The organism is Enterobacter sp. SST3 (assembly GCF_000286655.1).
GTDB lineage: Bacteria > Pseudomonadota > Gammaproteobacteria > Enterobacterales > Enterobacteriaceae > Enterobacter > Enterobacter roggenkampii.
In genome coordinates this window covers 77776-101461 of the sequence record NZ_ALNS01000027.1, presented here as the reverse complement: position 1 = coordinate 101461, position 23686 = coordinate 77776, and the positions used below count along the sequence as shown (strand labels likewise).

Sequence of the window (23686 nt, the reverse complement as noted above, 5' to 3'; positions counted from 1 at the left end):
CATGCATCCATGAAAAACATGAAACTGGAGTGGAAAAGAGGTGACTGGGCGGCGTATTTCGGGTTGATGACCAACAACCTGACCAATCTGCTGACCATGATGGGGTTGCTCATTTTTGTCGTCGGCATCCCGAAGGAGATTGTTTATGGACGCATTGCGCCAGCCTTCGGGCTGGCGGTATTGGCCGCGAGTATTTGCTATGCGTGGTTCGGCATGCAGATGGCGCGCCAGACCGGGCGCACGGACGTCACTGCGCTGCCGTCCGGCCCCAGCGCGCCGTCCATTTTTACCGTGACCTTCCTGGTGCTGATGCCGGTCTATCAGCAAACGGGCGATGCGGAGTTCGCGATTCAGATTGGCCTGGTGTGGTGCTTCGTGGAGGCGATGATCCTGGCGGGCGGTTCGTTTTTAGGGGAAACCATCCGCAAGATGATCCCGCGCACCGTGCTGCTGTCGTGCCTCTCCGGCCTGGGCCTGCTGCTGCTGGCGATGAACCCGATGCTGCAGGCGTTCGAAGCGCCCACCGTGTCGTTTATCGTGCTGCTGCTGATCTTTATTAACTGGTTCGGTAAAAAGCCGATTTTCGCCAAAATCCCGACCGGTCTGCTGTTGCTGATTGCCGGTACGGCCCTGGCGTGGATCTCCGGCCTGCAGAGCCCGGAAGCGATCAAAGCGTCCATGTCATCGTTCGGCTTTAACCCGCCGCAGGTGCACGTGGAAGGTTTCCTGCAGGGCTTGCCGCACGCGCTGCCGTATCTGGCCTCTGCCGTGCCGCTGGGTCTGGCGAACTACATCTTTGACCTGGAGAACATCGAAAGCGCTCACGCGGCGGGGGATGAATACCCGACGCGCAAGGTGATGCTGGCGAACGGTCTGGCGTCGATGCTCGGCTGCCTGATGGGCAACCCGTTCCCGGTGACGGTCTACGTCGGCCATCCCGGCTGGAAAGCGATGGGGGCCAGCATCGGCTACACCCTAGCATCCGGCGTGACCATGTTCATCGTGCCGCTGTTCGGGCTGGGAGCCTTTATGCTCGCCATCATCCCGATGACCGCCATCGTACCGATTCTGGTGTTTATCGGCGTGGTCACCGCCAACCAGGTGGTGAGGGAGACGCCGAAGGTGGAAGTGCCGGTGATCTTCATCTGCCTGTTCCCGTGGATCGCCAACTGGGCGCTGACCATGATGAACAGCGTGATGGGGGCGGCGGGCACGAATGCCGCCAAAATCGGCACCGACGTGCTGCACAGCAAAGGGATCTACTACGAAGGACTCGTCCATCTGGGGAACGGGGCACCGCTCGCCAGTATGCTCTGGGGCTGTATCGCCATTTTCGCCATCATCAATAAACCGCTGCGCGGCGCCGTGGCTGCCGCGGGCGGGGCACTGCTGGCGCTGTTCGGGGTGATCCACGCGCCGGTGGTGGGCTTTGCCGAAGGCAGTTCGCTGATGTTCGTCACCGCGTATCTGATGATGGGCGGCATGTTTGTGGTGAAGCATTTTCTCGACAGCCGGGAAGTGACGAGCGCTGCGTCGGGTACTGTTGCGAAGGAGCACGTATGAAAGAGCTTATGGTCGTTGCCATCGGCGGCAACAGCATTATCAAAGACAACGCCAGCCAGTCGATTGAACATCAGGCGCAGGCGGTTAAAGCGGTGGCAGAGTCGGTGCTCGAAATGCTGGCCTCCGACTATGACATCGTGCTCACCCACGGCAACGGTCCGCAGGTGGGGCTGGATCTGCGCCGCGCCGAAATCGCCCACGAGCGGGAAGGGCTCCCGCTGACCCCGCTGGCAAACTGCGTGGCGGACACCCAGGGCGGCATCGGCTACCTCATTCAGCAGGCGCTGAACAACCGTCTGGCCGCACGCGGGGAGCAAAAAGCGGTCACGGTCGTCACGCAGGTGGAGGTGGATAAAAACGATCCGGGTTTCACGCACCCCACGAAGCCGATCGGCGCGTTCTTCAACGAGGCGCAGCGCGACGAGCTGCAGCGCGCGCACCCGGACTGGCACTTTGTTGAGGATTCTGGCCGGGGCTATCGTCGCGTGGTGGCCTCCCCACAGCCGCTGCGCATTGTCGAGGCCGATGCGATCAAGACATTGACGCAAAAAGGCTTTGTGGTGATTGGCGCGGGCGGCGGCGGTATTCCGGTGGTGCGCACTGAGCAGGGCGATTACCAGAGCGTCGACGCGGTGATTGATAAAGATCTCTCCACCGCGCTGCTGGCGCGCGAGATCCGCGCCGACGTGCTGGTGATCACCACCGGCGTGGAGAAGGTGTGCATCAACTTCGGCAAGCCAAACCAGCAGGCGCTGGACGCGGTGAGCGTGGCGCAGATGACGCGTTACAAAGACGAGGGCCATTTCCCGGCGGGCAGCATGCTGCCCAAAATCGTCGCCTCGCTGGCGTTTTTACACCACGGCGGCAAGCGCGTGATTATCACCTCGCCGGACTGCCTGCCCGCCGCGCTGCGCGGGGAAACCGGTACCCATATTATTAATGAAGGAAGATAAGATGAGTGAAAATAAAAGCCGCCGTGAATTCATCAGCCAGAGCGGCAAAATGGTGACCGCCTGCGCGCTGTTTGGCGCGACCGGTTCCGTCGCGTATGCTGCCGACTCCGCAAAACCAACCTGCGAGACGGGTAAACCGATGACCATCACCGCGAAACATTACTATCTGGACAACGTGCTGCTCGAAGCCGGGTTTAACTTCGACGGCAACGTGGCGACGAGCACCCGCACCGAGCTGAAAACGCTGGAGATCAAAGACGGGAAAATTGTCGCCCTGCGCGATAACGGCAGCCACGCCGACGCGACCCTGCCGCACTACGACGCGGGTAAAAAGCTGATGCTTCCGGCGATGCGCGACATGCACATTCACCTGGATAAAACCTTTTACGGCGGCCCGTGGCGTTCCCTTAACCGCCCGGCGGGCACCACCATTCAGGATATGATCCGCCTGGAACAGAAGCTGCTGCCTGAGCTCCAGCCCTACACCCAGGAGCGTGCGGAAAAGCTGATCGACCTGATCCAGTCGAAAGGCTCCACCCTCGCCCGCAGCCATTGCAATATCGAGCCGACCTCCGGCCTGAAAAATCTCGAAAACCTGCAGGCGGTGCTGGCGCGCCGCAAGCCCGGATTTGACTGCGAGATCGTGGCGTTTCCGCAGCACGGCCTGCTGCTGTCGAATTCCGAAAAGCTGATGCGCGAGGCGATGCAGGCCGGGGCACACTACGTGGGCGGGCTGGACCCGACCAACGTCGACGGGGCGATGGAGAAATCCCTCGATCTGATGTTCCAGATTGCGCTGGACTACGACAAAGGGGTGGACATTCACCTGCACGAAAGCAGCCCGGCGGGCGTGGCGGCGGTGAACTACATGGTCGAAACGGTGGAGAAAACGCCGGCGCTGAAGGGCAAGCTGACCATCAGCCACGCCTTCGCGCTGGCCACGCTGAACGAGCAGCAGGTGGATGAGATTGCTACCCGCATGGCGGCGCAGCAGGTGACTATCGCCTCCACCGTGCCGATTGGCACCCTGCATATGCCGCTGAAGCAGCTGCGCGATAAAGGCGTGTTTGTGATGACCGGCACCGACAGCGTGATCGACCACTGGTCACCGTACGGTTTAGGGGACATGCTGGAAAAAGCGAATCTCTACGCCCAGCTCTATATCCGCCCGAACGAGCAGACGCTCTCCCGCGCGCTGGGAATTGCGACCGGCGACGTGCTGCCGCTGAACGACAAAGGCGAACGCGTCTGGCCGAAAGCGCAGGACGACGCCAGCTTTGTGCTGGTGAACGCCTCCTGTTCCGCCGAAGCCGTGGCGCGCATCTCCCCGCGCACCGCGACGTTCCATAAGGGCAATCTGGTCTGGGGTACGGTGGGCTAAAAGCGAGCCGGGTGGCGGCTTCGCCTTACCCGGCCTACTGAAACCCTCAAATCGTAGGCCGGGTAAGCGCAGCGCCACCCGGCAATGTTTTATACTGGGCGTCACATTATTAAAGAGGGATCTGCCATGGCACAAAACATCTACGACAACCCGGCGTTTTTCGAAGGCTACGCCCAGCTTCCGCGCTCGGTGCAGGGGCTGGACGGTGCGCCGGAGTGGCCCGCGCTTAAGGCCATGCTGCCCGATTTAACCGGCAAAGCGGTTGTCGATCTCGGCTGCGGCTACGGCTGGTTCTGCCGCGCCGCGCGCGAACTGGGCGCCTCTGAGGTCACGGGCGTTGATATCTCCGAAAAGATGCTCGCCCGCGCAGCGGAGCTTACGGTGGACCCACAGATTCACTATCAGCGGAGCGATCTGGACGCTCTCAAGCTCGACGAAAGCAGCCTCGACCTCGTCTACAGCTCGCTGGCGCTGCATTACCTTCCGGAACTGGACACGTTATTTGCCAGGGTTCAGCGCGCGCTCAAGCCCGGCGGGAGGCTGGTCTTTTCCATGGAGCACCCGATTTACACCTGCGCCTCGCGTCAGGGCTGGCTGACCGATGATAACGGCGAGCGGTTCTGGGGCGTGAATCATTATCAGGACGAAGGCCAGCGCGTCAGCAACTGGCTGGCGGACGGGGTGATCAAATACCATCGTACGCTGGGCACCACGCTTAACGCGCTGATTAAAGCCGGATTAACGATAAGCAACGTCAACGAATGGGGGCCAACGCAGGCGCAGATTGACGCCTGGCCCGCGCTGGCCGAAGAGGCGGAGCGCCCGATGCTGGTGCTGATCGCCGCCCGCAAGGCTCAGTAGCCGACCTTGTACACCCGCCCGGTCTGCACGCCTTCCACGCTGCGACGATAGGCTTGCGCCACCGTGGCGGCAGGCACGCTTTCGAAGCCCGGGAAGAAGCCATCGTACGTGTCGACCGATTCGGTGAGCACCGTTGGGCTAATCAGGTTGATGCGGATCCCGCGCGGCAGTTCGCAGGCTGCGGCGCGAACAAACCCTTCCAGCGCCGCGTTCACCGTGGTGGCATTTACCCCCTGCGCAATCGGCTCGTGCGCCACGATCCCGCTTATCAGCGTAATCGAGCCGCCTTCGTTCAGGTAGTGCTGGCCGGTCAGCGCCAGACGCACCTGCCCGAGCAGCTTATCCTGCAGGCCCTGGTTGAAGTCACTGTCCTTCATGGTCGCGAGCGGGCCGAAGTAGAGGCCGCCGCTGGCGGACACAATGGCATCCACCGGGCCGATTTTCTCAAACAGCGCCTGAACGCTCGCCTGCGAGGTGATATCCACCTGCTCGTCGCCCTGCGTGCGGCCCACGCGGATGACCTCGTGGCGACGACTCAGCTCATCCGTTACCGCACGACCGACCGTACCGCTGGCACCAATAATGACGATTTTCATAGCCGACTCCTTATGTTGTGAGCCTTCATTCTTTAATAAATTAAAAGTCGGATAAACTGGGCTAAAGTTAGAAGATTGCTAACCAGAGGTTTGGAATATGGATAAGCTTCGCAGCATGGAGACGTTTATTGCCGTGGTGGAAAGCGGCAGCTTCACCGGCGCGGCGGCGCGGCTGGAGATGTCGGCGGTGATGGTGGGCAAATACGTTGCGCTGCTGGAAGCACAGCTGGGCACCCGACTGCTGGAGCGTAACACGCGCCGCCAGAGCCTGACGGATGCCGGACGCGTCTATTTTGAAGAAGCCCGACGGGTTCTGGAGCAGGTGTCGATTGCCGAAAGCGCGGTTGAACGGCTGCGTGCCACGCCGTCAGGCACCCTGCGCATCACGGCGCCTACGTCGTTTGGCGGCTGCGCGATCGCCCCGCTGACGGCATCCTTTTTGCAGCGCTACCCGGAGGTACGCATCGAGCTGGATCTGACTAACCGGATGGTCGATCTGGTGGAAGAGGGCGTCGATCTGGCCATTCGCATTGGCGACATTCGTAATGACGATCTGGTGGCGAAATACCTGTGCCCCTACAACATGGTGATCTGTGCCGCGCCGGACTATTTAGCGCAACACGGCACGCCGCAAACGCCAGACGATCTGGTGGATCACCTCTGTCTTTCGCACACGGTGTGGACCGCGCGCAACGAGTGGCGGCTGCCGGGCGTGGAAGGGGAGGTGCGCTGGAAGCGCGATGCCGTTTTACGATGCAATGACGGCTATGGCTTACGCATGGCGGCGCGCGCGGGGGCGGGGCTGTTGCTGCAGCCGGAGGTGCTGGTGGCGGAAGAGCTGGCAAGCGGCAGGCTGGTTCGGGTAATGGAACCGTTCACGCCCGCGCCGAGGCCGGTGCATTTACTGTGGCGTCAGGATTTGCGGCCGCTGCCTAAGCTGACGGAATTTATTGCCCATATTCTGCTAAGATTGGGCACAATATAAAAAAAGAAGGTAATCAAAGAATGTCTGCAAACAAACTCGCCCGCAGCGCGCAGGGCCTGCAATCCTCTGCCATCCGTGAATTATTAAAACATAGCAAAATGGCGGGCGTGATTTCGCTGGGTGGGGGTATCCCAAACCCGGACCTGTTCGATCGCGAAGGGCTGAAAATTGCCTCTGATGCCGTCTTATCGCAGCATTTTGGGGAAGCATTCCAGTATGGCCTGACGGAAGGCGTGCCGGGGCTGCGCGAGGAAATTAAACGCATCTGCGAGGGGCGCGGCATCACCTGTAAGGCCGATGATGTCGTCATTACCTCTGGCTCTCAACAATCTCTGGACGTGCTGGCGCGCGCGTTAATGAATCCGGGCGATACGGTTGTCGTTGAGCGTCCAACCTATCTTGCTGCGCTGCAGGTCTTTGGCCTGGCGCAGGCCAACTTTGAATCCGTCGGCACCGACGGTGACGGTATGAAGGTCGATGAACTTGAGGCGTTGGTGGCAAAGAAAACCATCAAAGCGGTCTATATCGTTCCAACCTTTGGTAACCCAGGTGGCGTTACGCTGTCTGAGGCGCGCCGTAAACAGCTGGTGGCACTCTCGAAGCGCTATGACTTCGTGATTATCGAAGACGATCCGTACAGCGAAATTAACTATACCGATGACGTCTTCCGCCCGTTAATTGCCCATGCCAAAGATATCGGCAACGAAGAGAACGTGGTGTATACCTCCACCTTCTCTAAAATCCTCGCGCCGGGTACCCGCGTGGGCTGGGTGGTGGTACCGGAGTGGCTGAAGCGCGCGGTGGTGAACCTTAAGCAAACCACCGATCTGCACACCAGCACGCTGTCGCAGCTGATGACGTACGAGTACCTGAAGACCGGCCGTCTGGCCGATCAGATTAAAACGATCCGCGAGGCCTATCGCCAGAAATACCGGACGTTCGCCACGGAGCTGGAAGCCGAGCTGGGCGACGTGATGTCGTTCCACAAGCCGAAGGGGGGCATGTTCCTGTGGGCGAAAATGAACAACGGCATGAACACTACCCGCTGGCTGGAAAAAACCTTAAGTAACGGCGTAGTCTTTGTACCGGGCGAATTTTTCTACTGCAACGAGCCGGACCAGACAACGCTGCGCATGTCATTCGTCACCCCAACGGATGAGCAGCTGATAGAAGCGGTTCGACGCCTGAAAAAATCGCTGTAAAAGACCTGCGCATAACGGTGGTTTTGCCGTTATGCGCAATACGCGTTCAGGGCGGCACGGGCCGCAATCGTCCATGGAGATCTCCATGTTTGAATTTCTGATCGGTGTTGTGACGCACACGCCCGTCTGGGTGTGGGTGCTGTTTATCTTCCTTATCTCCCGTGGCATTAAAGCCCGACGGCCCGCCACCGTGACGCTGGAGCGGCTTGCCATTATTCCGGGCATCTTTCTTATCTGGGATATTTACGATCTGATAGTCTATCGCACGCTGACTCCCGGGACTGTTGCATTGTGGACGGCGGGGATCCTTGCCGGTGCCGCGCTGGGGTATGTCCTGATCAAGCTGGCTGTGATTACCCGCGCAGAGGCGCCGCGCAGCCTTTACCGGCAGGCCGACTACACCGCGCTGCCGTTTATGATGCTGGCGTTCGGGGTGAAGTATGTGCTGGGCGTGATGAGCGCGATCTCTCCCCAGACGATGCAGCAGCCCGCCATGAGCGCGCTGGCGATCGTCTCCGGCGGCGTGTTTGCCGGCGTCTTTATCGGGAAATTTGCGCGCTATGTTGGAGTGTATGTCGCCCGGGTTCCGGTCTGATGCCCTCACCCCAACCCTCTCCCGCAGGGAGAGGGAGAAAACCATGTAGGCCGGGTAAGGCGCAGCCGCTACCCGGCGATTGACTACCGCTCCCTCAGCGCCTCTTTCGCCCGGTTGAACGGTTTAATCATGTAATCCAGCACCGTTTTCTCGCCGGTTTTAATATCCACCGTCGCAATCATCCCCGGCACAATCGAGAAATGCCTGCCCGCCTTATTGACCAGGTAATCCTGGCTGGTGCGGATAAACACCCGGTAGTAAAACACCTCCGGCTTGGCCTCGTCCTGAATGGTGTCCGGGGAAATGGTCTCGACCACGCCGTGCAGCCCGCCGTAAATGGCGTAGTCGTAGGCGGTGATTTTGACCAGCGCTTCCTGGTTCGGATGGATAAAAGCGATATCACGCGGCGAGAGTCGGGTTTCGATCAGCAGGTGATCGTCCACTGGCACAATCTCCATCAGCTCGCCGTTGGGCGGGATTACCCCGCCGATGGTGGTGACCTTGATGTTTTTGACGATCCCGCGCACCGGCGATTTAACCGTCAGACGGGTGACGGAATCCTGGCGGCCCTTGAGGATCGCCGAAACCATATCCACTTCCGCATTGGCCTTGGAGAGCGCCTCGCGGGCCTGGACGTAATACTGCGAACGCACGTCGGTGAGCTTCAGCTCCAGATCGCTTTTCTGCCGCTGCAGGCGCAGCACCTCCACGTGGCTGGCGGCCCCGGTTTTCACCAGCCGCTGGGTAATGGCCAGCTCTTTATTCGCCAGATCTAACGCGGCGCGAAGCTCCCGCTGGGTATCCTCCAGCTGCGCGCGGCGCGAGTTGTACAGCCGGGTTTCGTCGGCAATCAGATCCGGCCATTTCGCCAGGGACGGCGGGAATTTCAGCGGCAGATCGTTTACCTCGGCGTAGAGGCGGGCGCTGGAGGCCAGCGAGGCGCGGTAGCGCGCCGCGCTTTCGCCGACGTTTGACTCGGAACGGGTCGGATCAAGCCGCGCCAGCACCTGCCCGGCCTGCACCTGATCGCCCTCGTGGACGTTCAGCTCGGTGAGGATCCCGCCGTCGAGAGACTGTAAGACCTGCTCGCGCGAGCTGGGGATCACTTTCCCCGATCCGGTTGACACCTCATCCAGCACGCCAAACCACGCCCAGACCCCCAGCACCACAAACATCAGCAGCGAGAAGATCACGATCCGACGCGCGCCGGTGTAGCCGCTTTCGGAGTCGAGGGCGTTATCCAGATCGTCCATTGCCGCCACGTCACGCTGACTGATTTTCATTTTTCCACTCCCGTCCGGTTGCTGCCTGTTGCTGCTGTTGCTGCTGCATGCGGCTGTTGCTCAGCGCCTGGGCTTTTGGCGCATCCATCACCAGCATGCCCTCTTTCAACACCACCACGCGCTCCACCAGCTCCAGCACCGGTACGCGATGGGTGGCGACGATCAGGGTGCGGTGCCCGAGCCAGTCGCCCAGCCGCTGGATAAATTCCCGCTCGGTGTGCTCGTCCAGCGAGGCGGTGGGTTCATCCATCAGCACGATATTCGGATCGCGCAGCAGCATCCGCGCCAGCAAAATCGACTGACGCTGCCCGCCGGAGAGCCCCACGCCGTTTTCCATGATCGGGTAGTCCAGCCCCTTGGGCAGCTTCTGCACGAAGCCCGCCGCGCCGGTCAGCTCCAGCGCCTCGAAGATCTCTTCGTCGGTGGCGCGCGGCATGCCGAGGGTGATGTTCTCGCGCAGGGTGCCGTAAAACAGCCGCGCGTTCTGGGTCATAAAGCCGACGTTGCGCCGCACGTCCGCCACGTCGAGATGCGGCAGGCTGAAGCCGTCGAGCCGCAGCTCGCCCGCCGCCAGATCCATCCCGCCCGCCATCGCCTGCAGCAGGGTCGATTTGCCCGCGCCGTTGCGCCCGAGGATCGCTACTTTCTCACCCGGCACGATCTCCAGGCGGTTAATGCGCAGCGCCATGCGCGGATCGTCCGGCTGATAGCGGAACTGCGCCTGCTCAAAGAGGTAGTGACCGCGCAGCACGTCCTGGCGGATCGGCGTCTCCTCGCGCTGGTTTTCGGTGGGGAGCTGCATGATGCTGTCCAGCCCCTCTTTTGCCGCTTTGACCTGCTGCCAGCGGGCCAGCACGCCGCACAGCGTCGCCATCGGGGCGATCATGCGGGAGGCCAGCATCGAGGCGGCGACCACCGAGCCGGTGGTCAGGGTGCCGTCGATCACCATCGGCGCGCCGACCACAATCACGGCGGCGTAAACCAGGCTCTGGATGGTCATCCCCCAGCTGATGAGGTTCTGCGTCAGCTCGCGGGTGCGCAGGCCGGATTCCGCTGTGATCTGGATATAGCTGTTCCACTGCTGCAAAAAGCGGTTTTCCGCCTGCATCAGCTTGATGTCCTCCAGCCCCTGCACGCTTTCCACCAGCACCGCGTTGCGCAGGGTTGATTCATGGGCCGACTGCTTTGCCAGCTCCGCCAGCTTCTTCTGCAGCAGCAGGCCGGGCAGAACCATGATCACCGCCGCGACCGGGGCGATCCACGCCAGCTGCGGGGCGATGATCGCCAGCACCACCACGAACAGTAAAAAGAAGGGCAGGTCGACAATCGTCGAGATGGTGGACGAGGTGACCATCTCGCGGATCTGCTCCAGCTCGCGCAGCTGTGAGATAAAGCTCCCGGTGGATCGGGGAATCGCGCTGTTGCGCAGCCGCAGCGCGTGGCCGAAGACGCGATCCGAGACGCGCATATCCGAGCGCTTGCCGAGCAGATCCATAATGTGGCCGCGCGCCACGCGCAGCACGAAGCCAAACAGGGTGGCGATCAGCACCCCGATGGTCAGGACGTACAGCGTCGGGTAGGACTGGGCGGGGATCACCCGGTCATAGACCTGCATGGAAAAGACGATCCCGGAAAGCGACAGCACGTTGATAAACAGCGCGGCGAGCATCACCCAGCTGTAGGGGCGGAGATCGCGCATCACCAGCCGGTAGAGCCAGTCCGGGCGATATTTTGAGATATAGGCATCCACGCGGCTGTCCTTCAGCGCGGCAAGGGGACGCAGGGCAATGACGTGGCGGATAGCGGGCAGCATGGCCGTCATCGACAGCCGGTTGGTGTAGGTCTGATCGTCGAAGAAGCTGACTTCCAGCGTATCGTCGCCGTCGAAGTGCTCGATCGCCCCGACCCGGCCGTCATTCAGCGCCACCACCACCGGCAGACGCCAGCTGTTGATTGACTGCTGGTCAGCGGTGAGCAGCTGAAACGACAGCCCCGCCTCACGCGCCAGTTGGGTGAGGGCGGGCACCATCGGTTTGCCTTTGAGCCACGGTGCGCCTGCGATCAGCGCGCCGGGCGAGCAGGCGACGCGGTAGCGGGTGGCGATAAAGCCAAAGGCCTGCGCCCACTGGGCCAGGGCCGCATCCGTCATGTTTTCACCTTGCGGGATATCACGCTGCTTCATGGCTGGATCTCCACGGTCTGGATGGTGCGGTTATCAAGGTCGAACGCATGACGCAATTGCCCGGTGTTATACAGGCAGTTGAGCTGTAGCTGGTGCAGCTGACCAACGGTCTGCTGCTGGGTGAAGCGCGCCTGATAAACCTCCTGTTCGGCGTTGAGCACGTCGAGCAGGGGGCGCGAGCCGAGGTCCAGATACTGCTGCTGGTACAGTTCGCGGGTGCGGGCGCTGAGCGCCTCCTGGCGACCCTGAATTTGCAGCGTGCTTTGCAGGCTCATCACCTGGCTGCGGGCTTCCAGCAGTTTCTGGCGGACATCCAGGCGCGTGCGCTGAATGGTGGACTGTGCCGCCTCCACCGCATGTCCGGCGGCGTTACGCCGGGCGGTGAGGCCGCCGCCCTGATAGAGCGGCATCTGCACTTTCACCCAGGCGGAATACTGGGTGCGATCCCGCGTGTCGCTGCCCGCGTAGCGATCGTTCAGGTAGTGGCGCACCTCCGGCTCCAGCGAGACGGTGGGCGTCATCTGCGCGTCGGCGTAGTCGAGGTTAGCCTGGGCGACGTTAGCCTGCGCCCAGGCGGCGAGTACCGCGGGAACCAGTCGGTCGTCCGGCTCGGCGACATCGCAGCTGCGGGCCAGCTTTTGCGGAAAATCATTGCTGATCGCGTTCAGGCTGTTCCAGCCGAGAAAGCTCATCAGCGTCGCGCGGGCGCTGTCCAGGCTGGCCTGGTACTGCATCAGCTGGGCGCGCGCGCCTTCGATACGGGCATCGGTCTGTACCACGTCAGAGAGCGACGTAGCCCCCTCGTCGTTACGCTGGCGGGTCAGCGTGCCAATGGAGGAGAGGGCCTCAAGCTGCTCTTTGGCGGTGTCGACCATCTGCTGCCAGGTTTGCACCTGTACCATGGCGACGGCGGTATCGTGGGCGATGGTGTCGATACTCACCAGCACGTTAGCCTGCTGCTGGGCCACGCCGGCGCTTTCGGCGCGCACCTGGCTGGCCACCTTGCCGAAGTCGTAGAGCATTTGTGAGAGGGAAAGCACCAGCGACGGCGTAAAGCCGTTCTGGTCGCCGTCGTGGGAATACCCGTTGTCCACGCCGGCATTAATCTGCGGATAGTATTTTGACTTCGCGACGTCCACCTCTTCGCTCTGCTGGTAGAGTTTGCCCACGGCTTCGCTGATGGCCGGATGCCAGGTGACGGCACGGTTGACGGCCTCGCCAAGCTGTAATGAACCGGGCGCGGCGTTGCCCGCCACCGGGGCCACGCGACCGTTGAGCGAGGGGAGTTCCTGCGTTTCGCGAAGCTGTCCGGTATTGATGGTTGCCGCCGGATTTGCGCAGAAAGCGGGCACAGATATCAGGCAGCACGAGAGCCACCAGTAAGGCATCTTCATTCCCATGTCATGTCCCTAATAAAAAAGTACAGCTTTATTATTAATGCCCGGGCGCTGTGCGCCCGGGTCATCTGTTGCAGGTGCTATCAGGTAATGATGTGTTGCTGGTTAACGAGCTCGTCGTACGTGGTCTGAACGTTATCAAGCGTAACGAGTGCAGTATTAGTGTAGGTGGACCCTGCACCATCACGGTCGATGGAGATCACAGTGTTGCTACCGCTTTGTGTGACATGGATATAATTCCCCAACGAGGCGGTATTACCGTCCCAGCCCACCAGCAGATCGCCAATGTCGATCTTGTCTCCCTGCGCCAGCGAGAACCCGGTCCAGTGATCGCCTCCGGCGCTGCTGACGTTACCCGCCGTGGCATTCCCCACCGTACTGTTCAGCACCTGGTAAATCAGCGTATCGCCGTAGGCCGTACCGGTGATGGCGTCGTTATGTTCCGAGCTGATGAACTGCGGCGCCATATTGATGGTCAGCGTAGCGGTATCCGTTCTTCCGGCAGAGTCGGTCAGGGTGTAGTTGAAGGTCTCCTTCGAGGTCATGGTTGAGAGCGATACCCCGCTGTTGAGGGTATAGGTGTAATGGCCGTCAGCGCCGATCGCCAGCGTGCCGTAGTGGCCGACAATGTTCACCGTTGCGCTGCCGGTATACGGATCCAGCGTGGTGGTTACGCCGTTGTAGCCGGTCACGCTCAGACGGGTATCCACCGAGTGGAGCTGATCCAGCACGCCGCCAGAGTCGGTGCCGTCAAAGATATTGCCGTTGACGGTGTGGCTGCCGGTGACGTCGAAATTACTCAGCGAGTAGGTGGTGCCGTTTACGCTTGGCGTGATGGTGATGGTCCCGACGCTGAGCCCCGGTACGCTACCGGTAAAGCTCAGCGTATAGGTCCCGGCGTTGAGATCCAGCCCGGTCAGCGGGACGTCGATACTGCCGCCCAGCAGCGAGGCGCCGCTGAAGGAGCCGCTGCGGATCGCGCCGTTGGCATCGCTAATCGTCCAGTTCACCGTCAGCCCGCCCAGCGCCAGCAGCGAGGCCACGCTAAAATGCAGCGACGCGTTGTGCAGCGCGGTGTTCGGGTCGACCACGAAGGTTCCGCTGCCGCTGCCCTGGGTTGATGAGAACAGGGCCGTCGTCCAGCTGGCGACGCCCACGGTGGTATCCGAGTAGACCGACGTGTGGTGCACCGAGGTAAGGTCCATCGTGGCGCTGACATCGTTGACCGCATTCATTGCCTGCGCGGTTGGGGTGATGTTGAGCGATGCCGTATCCTTCGAGCCGTCAGGCGCGGTAACGGTGTAGACGAACGTATCCGGCGTGCTGATATGGTCCGCGCCTACGCCGCTCCTCAGGGTATAGGTGTACTGACCGGACGCATTGATGGTCAGCGTGCCGTATTCCCCCTGAATGGTGGTGGTGCCGCTGCTGTTGACCGTCACGCCGTTCACTTCGGTAACCAGCGTGCCCGCTGGAACCGGGTCATTCGCCAGCACGTCGCCGGTGGTCGTTTCGCTAATACTCGCCACGCTGTAGACATGGTCCTGCAGGACGCTCAGCGTGTAGGCCGTCAGGGCGGTGATCCCGGACGCGGTATTCAGCAGGAACAGGTACTCCCCGGCAGGCAGGTTCAGCGTCAGCTGCGGTGACGTGCCCCCCAGCAGCGGCGCGCGCAGCCAGCCCGACTCGACGCGAACCTGCTCGAAGGTCTGGGTCGCATTGTTGAACTTATAGACGTACAGATCGAACACCGATGCCAGCGCCACGCCCCCCACGGAGGCCTGGATGGTCATGGTGCGGGTCGTCCCTTCCTCCACGTTGTAAATAATCGGGTTGGTCAGGTCGTCCAGCAGGTTAAGCCCCAGCGTGCTGCCGAGATTAATGCCCACCAGGGTAAAACCGTTCTGAGACGAGGCGCCGTTATTCACCTCACTCACGGTGGTGTCAAAGGTCAGCGAGGCCGTGTCGTCCACTGCCACAATGCCGTTGATGACCGTACCGGCACCCAGAGACAGCACCAGGTTTGCCGACGCGCTGACGCCGTTATGGGTGATGGTGTAGGTGAAGCTCTCCGTCCGGCCAACGACCGCGGCGCTGGTATCAGTCAGGTTGTAGGTATAGCTGCCGTCGCGGTTGATGGTCAACGTACCGTATTTGCCCTGGATCACCGTGCCGTCGGCGTTCACGCTGGTGGTCACGCCCTGCGCGTTAGTGACCGTGGAGATAGTGGTGCCGGCCGGCGCGTTGTCGCTGCCGGCGGTCGGGTCCGTATCGAGGATCACGTTGCCGTTGAGGCTGGTATCGCCCGTGACCGTACCCGGACCGGTCTCTTTCACCGCCACGTCGAGGCTGGTGTAGGAACCTGTCGCCAGAAGGTTGGTGTTGTAGCTCAGCACGCGGTAGTTGCCGTCGGCCAGCCCGGTCAGATTCAGCGAGACGCCGGTGGCGCCGAAGGTCAGGAGATCGGCAAACTGCGGCTGGCCGGTATCCACCACGGTTGTCCAGACACCGTTGACGTAGTGCTGCACCACCAGCTCAAGGGTATTGAGCAGAGAGAGCACCGCCCCCGTAGCGTTGGCGTTTACCACGATGTCCGCGCTGCCGCCGTTGCCCACCGTGAAGTTCACCTGCGCGGTGTCATTACCGATCAGCGTCAGGACGTTGCCCACGGCGCCGACCAGCAGGAAGCCGTAGTCGCTGTACTGGCTGTTGGTCACGGTCGCCGTGGTGCTGAGGTTCAGCTCCTCAACGTTATTGCTGGCGGAGAGCGGCACCACCGGCGCAAGGGCAGAGCCCGGCAGGGAGGTGTTGCCTGCGACGTCGGTCGCGGTGATCTGCAGCGTCTGGCCTTCGATCTGTTTGTTAATGAAGGTGTAGCTCTAGGTGCCGTTGCTGCCCGCAATGGCGGTCACCGTTGAACCGTCCGCAAGGCGGATAGTGACGGTGCTGCCCGCCTCCGCGCTCCCGGTCAGGATGCTACCGTCGGCGTTGAAGGTGCCGGTCGGCGCCGTTGGCGCGGTCGTATCGACGATAATCGTCGTCACGGCTGACGCCACGCTGGTGTTGCCCGCCGCATCGGTGGCCGTCGCGGTAAAGTTATGCGTGCCCTGCGTCAACGTGGTGGTGGTTTGTGGCAGGGTCCAGTTGCCGCTGCCATCGGCGGTGACCGTGCCCACCAGCGTGATGCCGTCGTAGATCCGAACCGTGGCATTCGCTTCGGCAGTCCCGTTCAGCGTTGGACGGGTGTCGTTAGTCGGGTTCGTACCGGTCACGGGCCCGGTGACGCTGCCGACATCATCAATGACCGAACTGATGACCGGCGCGGCTGGCGGAAGGGTATCGACGTTAATGACATATCCGGCGGTGGGGGCGCTGGCGTTGCCCACCGCATCGGTGGCGGTGAAGGTCAACGTGTGCGCGCCGTTGCTCAGCGCCGGAGAAGGCGTAAAGCTCCACGCGCCGCCGGTCGCCGTCACGCTGCCGATCTGGACCCCGTTATCAAAGATTTTCACCGTGGCTCCCGCTTCCGCCGTACCGCTGAGGGTCGGCTGCGCGTCGTTGGTGAACCCACCGTTGGCAACTGGCGTCGCCGCATTGCCCACGTCATCCAGAATGCTGGTCAGCACCGGCAGCGCAGGCGGCGTGGTGTCGACGGTGAGGCTGAAGCTGGTGGACGACACGCTGGTATTGCCTGCCGCATCCGTGGCCTGCGCGGTAAAGCTGTGCGCGCCCGCGGTCAGCGGAGGGGTGAGCACGATGCTCCAGCTGCCGCTGCCGTCCGCGGTGCCCGTGCCGACCAGGGTGGTGCCCTCATAGATCTTCACGGTGGCAAACGGTTCGCTGGTCCCAACAAGCTGCGGCTGGGTGTCGTCGGTCGTCAGTCCGGACGTGAGCGGGCCGGTGATGCTGCCCACGACGTCGATTGCCTGGCTGATAACCGGCGCGTTCGGTGCCGCGGTATCAACAATCAGGGTAAAGCCCGGCGAGGTCGGGCTGACGTTGCCCGCTGCATCGGTGACCGTGGCGGTCCAGGTATGGCTGCCGTTGCCCAGCGGCGCTGATGGCGTAAAGCTCCATGCGCCGGTGCCGTCCGCCTGCACGGTGCCGACCGGCTGTCCGTTTTCATACACGGTAACCGTGGCGTTGGCGGTCGCGGTGCCGTTCAGCGTCGGCGTGGTGTCGTCGGTGCTCTGCCCGGAAGAGAGCGGGGTTTGAATACTGCCCACGTTGTCACCCGCGGTCGAGATGACCGGCGCTAACGGCACGCCCGTATCGACCGTCAGGTTAAACGGTGCCGTTGTGGCGCCGGTGTTGCCTGCCGCATCGGTCGCGTTAAAGGTGATGGCGTGTGGACCTTCGGCCAGATCGCTGCCCGGAGTGAAGCTCCAGTTGCCCTGGGCATTGACCACCGCCGTGCCAATTTCGTTGCCATCAACGAGCACGTGCACGGTAGAACCCACTTCGCCCGTGCCGCTGAAGGTCGGACGCGCGTCGTTGGTGCTGTTACCCGACGTGAGCGTCCCGGTGACCGGACCGATATCGTCAACCACGCTGGTGACTACCGGTACACCAGGGGCTGCGGTATCCACGGTAAAGGTGAAGACCGATGAGTTGGCCGAGGCGTTGCCTGCAGTATCCGTTGCATACGCGCGCAGGGCGTAGCTGCCGTCGCCCAGCGGCGCGGTCGGCGTAAAGGACCAGTTCCCGCTTCCGTCAACGGTCGTTGTACCAATCTGCGTGCCGTTATTCATGATGTGGATAGTGCTGCCCGCCAGCCCGGTGCCGCTGATGGTTGGGGTGCTGTCGTTGGTCACCTGGCCGCTGGTGAGGTTACCCTGGATGCCGCCAGGGACGTCGTCGCTCACATTATCCAGCGTCGGAACCGTCGGTGCAGTCAGGTCAATCACCACGCTCCAGGGCGCGGAGACCGCGCTGAGGTTACCCTGCGGGTCGGTCGCCCGGACGCTAAAGCTGTGCGAGCCTTCGCCGAGGGCGGTATCAGGGGTAAACGTCCATGCGCCGGTACTGTCAGCCGTCACTACGGCAATCTGCGTGCCGCCGTCGAAAATGGTCACCACGCTGTTTGCATCCGCTGTCCCCGAAAGGGTTGGCGTGGCGTCGTTGCTGAGACCACCGCTGACCACCGTGGTGGCGGCATTGCCCACATTATCCGTGACGTTGGTGATGACCGGCGTGGCGGAAACGGAATCCACCACGACGGTGAAGCCCGCCGAAGGACCGCTCTGGTTCCCCGCCGGATCGGTCTCGCGGATGGTCAGGACGTGATTGCCCTCTGCCAGGACAGGCGTGGTGTAGCTCCAGGTGCCGGTATTGCCGATTACCACACTGTCCAGCAGCACGCCGTTGTTGTAGATCGAGATGGTATCGCCCACCGCGCCGGTGCCGGTGAGGGTCGGCTGGTTGTCGTTGGTGGTCTGGCCGCTGGTCAGCGGGCCGGTGCCCGGACCAACGTCGTCAATCACGGCGCCGATGGTCGGCGTGCCCGGCGCGGTAAGGTCAACGGTGACGCTGGCCGCCGGAGAGCGGCCGCTGGTCTGGCCGTTGAGGGTCGCGGTCACCTCAAAGGTGTGCAGCCCCTCGCCAAGCGCGGCTGGGGTATAGCTCCAGTTGCCGCTGCCGTCGGCAGTGATCGTCGAGACGGGCGTCACGCCACCGTCCAGGTAGATAGCGATCTGGCTCCCCGCCTGAGCCGTACCGGTGAGGGTTGGGGTGGTGTCGTTGGTCGTTTTGCCTTTCACGTCGCCAATGATTGGGTCGACGTCATCGTTGATCGCCGTAATGACGGGTACATCAGGAAGATTCGGCTCCGTACCGGTGACGGTGTAATTCGCAACGGGACTTTCATGCCCGGCAGCATCTGTCGCGGTCACGGTCAGGGTCGCGCCATCCTGCTGAGCGGGGCTGACAGCGATGGAGAAGTTACCGCCGGTGGCAACCCCGGTACCAATGACGTTGCCATTACTGTCTTTCACCGTGATGAGGCTTCCCGCTTCGGCACTACCGGTTAGTGGTGTACCTTCTGGTGCCAGGTTCAGATTGTCAGGGGCGTCTGGGGTGAGGGTGTCCACCGTCACGTTCAGCGGGGCTGAACTTCCTGAAGCGTTACCCGCAGGATCGGTAGCGGAGACAGTGAAGGTATGCGGACCCTCTGAGAGCGTTGTGCCTGCGGTCCAGCTCCAGCTGCCGTCCGGCTGGATCGTGATCGGCACACCTGACGCGGTACCGTCGACGGAGACGATAACGGTAGTGCCGGGCTCGCCGGTCCCGGTTAGGGTCGGCGTACCGTCGCGGGTGTAGAGCACGTTGTTGGTGAGCTGGCTGTCTGAGACGGCATTAATTTGCGGTATCCCGGGCGCAACGGTATCGAGCGTGACGGTAAAGACTGAACTCGGCGCGCTGAGGTTGCCCGCTGCGTCCACGCCCGCCACGGTAATGTTCAGCGGGCCGTCCGTTTGCGCTGGCAGCGTCAGGCTCCATTCTCCGTTCACCACCACGACACGGCCCAATTCGACGCCGTTGTTGTAGACGATTACCGTCTCACCGTTAACCCCGGTTCCGCCCACTGTCGGCGTGGTATCTTTGATAAAGCCACCATCAGGCGCACCGCCCACTGCACTAATCACCGGTGTATCCGGCGCCAGGGTATCCACGATGATCGTAATCGCTGACGACGGGTCAGAGACGTTGCCCGCTTCATCCGTGGCGGTGGCGGTATAGGCGTGGCTGCCCTCGGCAATGTCGCTGCCGGGACGCCAGCTCCAGTTGCCGTTGCTGTCTACCGTGACGGTGCCCACAACGGTCGGTGTACCGTTAACGGTGTCAGTGATGTTGATAACGTCGTTTGGCGTACCGGTGCCGCTCAGCACCGGGCGCGGATCGTTGGTGGTGCCGCCATTGGGGACGGGGCCGGTGATCTGGGTGACGCTGTCGGTGACGATCGGTGCCGCAGGCGTAGCCGGCGCCTCGGTATCAATGGTAATAGTGACCGGCTGCGACGGGGCGCTTTCGTTGCCCGTGCCGTCCATGTTGGTGACGGTCAGAGTGATGTCATAGGTTCCGTTAGGTAGCGGGGTGGCTGGTGTCCATGTCCAGTTACCGTTACCGTCCACGAGCACATCATCAAGTTTGACGCCGCCGTTGTAGATCGTCACGGTATCACCTGGATTGCCGGTACCGCTCAGGGTTGGCGTGGTGTCGCGGGTGGTTTCGCCCGGATTCAGCGGCGTTGTTGTGCCGTCAGGATTGACGGTAATGGCCGGGATATCCGGCGTGGCAGGCGCAACGGTATCCACCGTCAGTTCAAATGGCGTTGAGATGATGGTATTGCCCGCGGCGTCCGTGGCGTGCACCGTCAGGGAATGCGGACCGTCGGTGAGCGGGGTCACGGGCGTGAAGCTCCAGCCGCCGCTGCCGTTGAGGATGGCGGTGCCAAGCAGAGTCGTGCCGTCATAGACGGTGATCACCGTGTCTGCAGGGGCAGTGCCCTGCAGCAGGGGGCGAGTGTCATCCGTGGTATCGCCGCTGTTGAGCGAACCCTGTACGCCGCCGACGTCGTCGATCACGGTGGCGATGGTGGCCGCCGCTGGCGCAGTGATATCGACGTTCAGGGTGAAGTCGTCTGACGGCTGGCTGGTGTTACCCGCCGCGTCGGTGGCGACGACGCTAAAGGTATGAGGACCTTCGTCAAGCGGCGTGGGAAGGGTATAGGTCCAGGTGCCGCTGCCGTCGATCGGGATCGTAATAAGATTGGTACCATCCAGGCGAATGGTAACGGTTGAGCCCGGTTCAGCCGTGCCGCTGAGCGTTGGCGTGGTGTCGTTGGTGCAGTCGCCAGAATTGAGCGCGCCGAGGCGCTCCGGCACATCATCCAGCACCTGGGTAATGACCGGCGCCGCAGGCGCGACGCTGTCAACCGTCAGAGTCCAGGTGTTGGAGACGGGGCCGGGGTTGCCTGCCACATCGGTCGCGACGGCGGTCAGAGCGTGGGGGCCTTCACCGATTGGGGAGGAAGGGGTAAAGCTCCATACGCCGAGGCCATTGGCAACGGTTGTACCGATTTCAACACCGTCCACGCGCAGGCTGATCGTCGCGTTTGCTTCAGCGGTACCGCTGAGCGTCGGGGTGGCGTCGTTGGTGGTCCCGTTCACGTCGATCGCGCCGGTCTGCCCTGGGATATCATTTACAACCTGTAAAATCACCGGGGCGCCAGGTGCCGTCCCGTCAACGTTAATTGTCCACGTGTTTGATATCCCGCTCGGGTTACCGGCGGGATCCGTCGCCTTCGCGGTCAGCACCCAGGTGCCGTCGGTCAGCGGTGTGGGCGGCGTAAAGCTCCACTGGCCGGAGGAGGGAACAACCACCGTACCGAGGGCATCGCTGCCGTTATAAATCGTGATGGTCGAACCTGCCTCGCCCGTGCCGTTCACGGTCGGTGCCCGGTCGTTGGTCAGCCCATTCTGGGCCACCGGGCCGGTGGTGGCCTGCACGTCATCAATCACCGACAGGATGACCGGGGTCTGCGGCGGGGTAATGTCCGGTGCCGCCGCGGAGGTGGTCGGACTGGTGTTGCCCGCCGTGTCGGTGGCGTCAGCGGTCAGGATTTCGCCGTTGATCCTCGGCGGGCTCAGCGTCAGGCTGAAGTTCCCCTGGCTATCAACAACCACTGTGCCAAGGGTGAAATCGCCTTCACGAATGGTCACCGTGCTGCCTGCTTCTCCAATGCCGCTGATGGTACCGCCATCATTCGACACCACGAGGTTTCCTGGGGCTGACGGCGGCGTGGTGTCCACGGTAAAGATGATAGGCTCAGAGGCCGTACTCTGGTTTCCGGCGGCATCGGTTTCAGTGACGGTGATCGAGTGCGTTCCGTCCGGGAGCGGGCCCCCTGGGGTAACGCTCCATGTACCGTTAGGCAGCACCGTCGTTGTGCCAATCGCCACGCCGTTATCGTAAATGGTGATGGTTCCACCGGGTTCGCCCGTTCCCGCCAGGATCGGCTGCGAGGCATCGGTAGGCACGCCCGACGTGATTGTTCCTCGGATAAGGCCCGTATCGTCGAGCAGCACAATCGCGGTGGGCGCTGTCGGAGGGGTAAGATCGACGGTGAGGGTGAATACCGGTGAGGCTGGCCCGGTGTTGCCGGCGGCGTCGGTTGCCCGTACGGTAATCTGGTGGATGCTTTCATTCAGGTCGACGGACGGGGTGAATGTCCATGTGCCATTGCTGGCGACGACCGCGGTGCCAATGGCTATTCCGCCGTCATAAATCGTCACGGTGGAGCCCGCTTCGGCAGTGCCGGAGAGCTGCGGCCGCCGATCGTTGGTGCTGCCGCCGTTGGTCACCGTCCCCGTCTGAGGGGCGATATCGTCGATTACGCTGCCAATCGTGGGTGCATCGGGTGCGGTGAGATCCGGTGCGATGACGCTTGAACCCTGGCTGGTATTCCCGGCGCTATCCGTTGCGGTGGCGGTTACCTGCTCGCCGTTGGTCAACGGTGTCCCGAGGGAGACGCTAAAGTTGCCATCGCTGCCCGTTTTTCCTGTGCCAATGACGTTGCCGTTCGCGTCTTTCAGCGTGATGGTACTGCCGGGTTCGGCGGAACCGGTGACGGTTTTACCGTCTGAGGAGAACTTAAGGCCGGAAGGTGCATTTGGTGCAGTCGTATCCGGATCGGCCGAATTGTTACTGCTGCCACCACCGCCGCCACCGCCGCCGCTACTTGCCGCGGCCGCGATGCCCCCTGCAGCGGCAATACCACCCAGGGCCCATGGCCAGATGGCGGCACCACCAGCGTCACTTCCTGACGCCGCAAGCAGCACGTCCGTGGACGCGATAGATTCGTACGTGGCGGCCCCGGTCGGATCTTCAATCCACCATAATGCGCCGTTGCTGTCCTGCAGAACCAGCTGGCTCACGCCCTGCGCGTCCGCCACATAGAAGTTTTTAAGGGTGATCACCTCGCCGGAGTGCAGTGTCACCAGCAGGTCGTTACCGCTTCGCGCGAAGTGGGAGACGCTCGCTCGCTCGACGTGAAGTTCAACGACAGAGGAATGGTTCAGCGTAACCTGTGTACCTTCCAGGGTCGTTTCTACACCAGTAAGTTTTGAAATAACAGAGATTTGGCTCATTTTGTTATTACTCCAGCAGAAGTGTCATGAACGGCGAGCAAGACGAGCCATCTCTGCTGAAGGTAAAGGGCGCCCCCGGCGCAGCTGCTGTTATAAAACAGCGCTCACCGTAGATTTCAGCGCGCACGATGCCCGCCATGCGTCAGAGTGGCAACATCAGAGCGAATCTAATGACTTATGAAAAAACCGTTTAATGGGTGTTTTGTATTTTATAAAACCCTGTAATTAATAGAAGAATTGGTTTCTGGAATATAAAAATGATATAGACAGAAAATGAGGGTTGTGCAAATTAAGCTTTGGTAAATAAAGATGGAAACAATGAGTGGGGCATTAATGGATTGCTCTTTTTTATAATTGTTGTTTTTTATATCGTTGTTTTTAGTGTCTTTTTGTTTTCTTTTGTGGTGCTGTTATTTAACGTTTACGACCCAGTATGATAATTGGTAGGGAGCATTTTAAATATCATGTCAAACGTTATTATTTAAGTGCGCTTAATGTGTGTTTAAGTTAGGGTAACGTTTTTGATGTAAGATATATTAT

General features: G+C 61.5%; 11 protein-coding genes and 1 pseudogene. 7 read left to right on the top strand and 5 right to left on the bottom strand.

All coding sequences use genetic code 11. The features are described 5' to 3' along the window. Positions 1-9: 9 nt before the first annotated feature. The 4 genes from B498_RS05145 to B498_RS05160 all read left to right on the top strand — a co-directional run bounded on the left by B498_RS05145 (position 10) and on the right by B498_RS05160 (position 4758). Positions 10-1563: a hypothetical protein gene (locus tag B498_RS05145; protein WP_008502557.1), complete on the top strand. Its 1554-nt coding sequence runs from the start codon at positions 10-12 to the stop codon at positions 1561-1563. Then, positions 1560-2516, top strand: a complete 957-nt coding sequence (locus B498_RS05150; protein WP_008502556.1) for a carbamate kinase family protein — start codon at positions 1560-1562, stop codon at positions 2514-2516. The genes B498_RS05145 and B498_RS05150 overlap by 4 nt, the downstream gene beginning before the upstream one ends. Position 2517: 1 nt before the next feature. Continuing rightward, positions 2518-3897: an amidohydrolase family protein gene (locus B498_RS05155; RefSeq protein ID WP_008502555.1), complete on the top strand. Its 1380-nt coding sequence runs from the start codon at positions 2518-2520 to the stop codon at positions 3895-3897. A gap of 126 nt (positions 3898-4023) precedes the next feature. After that, positions 4024-4758 (top strand): class I SAM-dependent methyltransferase, encoded by a 735-nt coding sequence (locus B498_RS05160; RefSeq protein ID WP_008502554.1) that lies wholly within the window; start codon positions 4024-4026, stop codon positions 4756-4758. Here the strand turns inward: B498_RS05160 and B498_RS05165 are convergent. Further along, positions 4752-5354 carry a short chain dehydrogenase gene (locus tag B498_RS05165; protein ID WP_008502553.1) on the bottom strand — a complete coding sequence of 201 codons (603 nt, stop codon included), beginning with the start codon at positions 5352-5354 and terminating at the stop codon, positions 4752-4754. The two genes, B498_RS05160 and B498_RS05165, sit on opposite strands and share 7 nt — an antisense overlap. 97 nt (positions 5355-5451) lie before the next feature. On the opposite strand from B498_RS05165, the gene B498_RS05170 reads away from it, so the two are divergent. From B498_RS05170 to B498_RS05180, 3 genes are all read left to right on the top strand, one after another. Continuing rightward, positions 5452-6339 carry a LysR family transcriptional regulator gene (locus tag B498_RS05170; RefSeq protein ID WP_008502552.1) on the top strand — a complete coding sequence of 296 codons (888 nt, stop codon included), beginning with the start codon at positions 5452-5454 and terminating at the stop codon, positions 6337-6339. Between the two features lie 20 nt (positions 6340-6359). Further along, entirely contained in the window at positions 6360-7541 is a 1182-nt protein-coding gene (locus B498_RS05175; protein ID WP_008502551.1) for a PLP-dependent aminotransferase family protein, read from the top strand. A gap of 85 nt (positions 7542-7626) precedes the next feature. Next, positions 7627-8136, top strand: a complete 510-nt coding sequence (locus tag B498_RS05180) for a DUF6622 family protein (protein WP_008502550.1) — start codon at positions 7627-7629, stop codon at positions 8134-8136. An 83-nt stretch (positions 8137-8219) separates the two neighbouring features. On the opposite strand, the gene B498_RS05185 is transcribed toward B498_RS05180, so the two are convergent. The 4 genes and pseudogenes from B498_RS05185 to B498_RS0121625 all read right to left on the bottom strand — a co-directional run bounded on the left by B498_RS05185 (position 8220) and on the right by B498_RS0121625 (position 23146). Further along, positions 8220-9389, bottom strand: a complete 1170-nt coding sequence (locus B498_RS05185; RefSeq protein WP_085930317.1) for an HlyD family efflux transporter periplasmic adaptor subunit — start codon at positions 9387-9389, stop codon at positions 8220-8222. A gap of 10 nt (positions 9390-9399) precedes the next feature. Further along, the gene (locus B498_RS05190; RefSeq protein WP_008502548.1) at positions 9400-11601 is read right to left on the bottom strand and encodes a type I secretion system permease/ATPase; all 2202 of its coding nucleotides are present in this window, start codon (positions 11599-11601) and stop codon (positions 9400-9402) included. Then, a complete protein-coding gene (locus tag B498_RS05195; protein ID WP_008502547.1) occupies positions 11598-13001 on the bottom strand; it encodes a TolC family outer membrane protein in 1404 nt (467 codons plus the stop codon). Before B498_RS05195 ends, B498_RS05190 begins: the two co-directional genes overlap by 4 nt. Positions 13002-13081: 80 nt before the next feature. Beyond that, positions 13082-23146: pseudogene (locus B498_RS0121625) on the bottom strand (BapA/Bap/LapF family large adhesin). Between the last annotated feature and the right edge of the window lie 540 nt (positions 23147-23686).

What these genes read in the sequence shown, in the direction of transcription:
- B498_RS05165 (WP_008502553.1), bottom strand. Translation starts at nt 5,354, where the DNA reads ATGAAAATCGTCATTATTGGTGCCAGCGGTACGGTCGGTCGTGCGGTA.
- B498_RS05160 (WP_008502554.1), top strand. Translation starts at nt 4,024, where the DNA reads ATGGCACAAAACATCTACGACAACCCGGCGTTTTTCGAAGGCTACGCC.
- B498_RS05150 (WP_008502556.1), top strand. Translation starts at nt 1,560, where the DNA reads ATGAAAGAGCTTATGGTCGTTGCCATCGGCGGCAACAGCATTATCAAA.
- B498_RS05175 (WP_008502551.1), top strand. Translation starts at nt 6,360, where the DNA reads ATGTCTGCAAACAAACTCGCCCGCAGCGCGCAGGGCCTGCAATCCTCT.
- B498_RS05190 (WP_008502548.1), bottom strand. Translation starts at nt 11,601, where the DNA reads ATGAAGCAGCGTGATATCCCGCAAGGTGAAAACATGACGGATGCGGCC.
- B498_RS05195 (WP_008502547.1), bottom strand. Translation starts at nt 13,001, where the DNA reads ATGGGAATGAAGATGCCTTACTGGTGGCTCTCGTGCTGCCTGATATCT.
- B498_RS05180 (WP_008502550.1), top strand. Translation starts at nt 7,627, where the DNA reads ATGTTTGAATTTCTGATCGGTGTTGTGACGCACACGCCCGTCTGGGTG.
- B498_RS05145 (WP_008502557.1), top strand. Translation starts at nt 10, where the DNA reads ATGAAAAACATGAAACTGGAGTGGAAAAGAGGTGACTGGGCGGCGTAT.
- B498_RS05170 (WP_008502552.1), top strand. Translation starts at nt 5,452, where the DNA reads ATGGATAAGCTTCGCAGCATGGAGACGTTTATTGCCGTGGTGGAAAGC.
- B498_RS05185 (WP_085930317.1), bottom strand. Translation starts at nt 9,389, where the DNA reads ATGGACGATCTGGATAACGCCCTCGACTCCGAAAGCGGCTACACCGGC.
- B498_RS05155 (WP_008502555.1), top strand. Translation starts at nt 2,518, where the DNA reads ATGAGTGAAAATAAAAGCCGCCGTGAATTCATCAGCCAGAGCGGCAAA.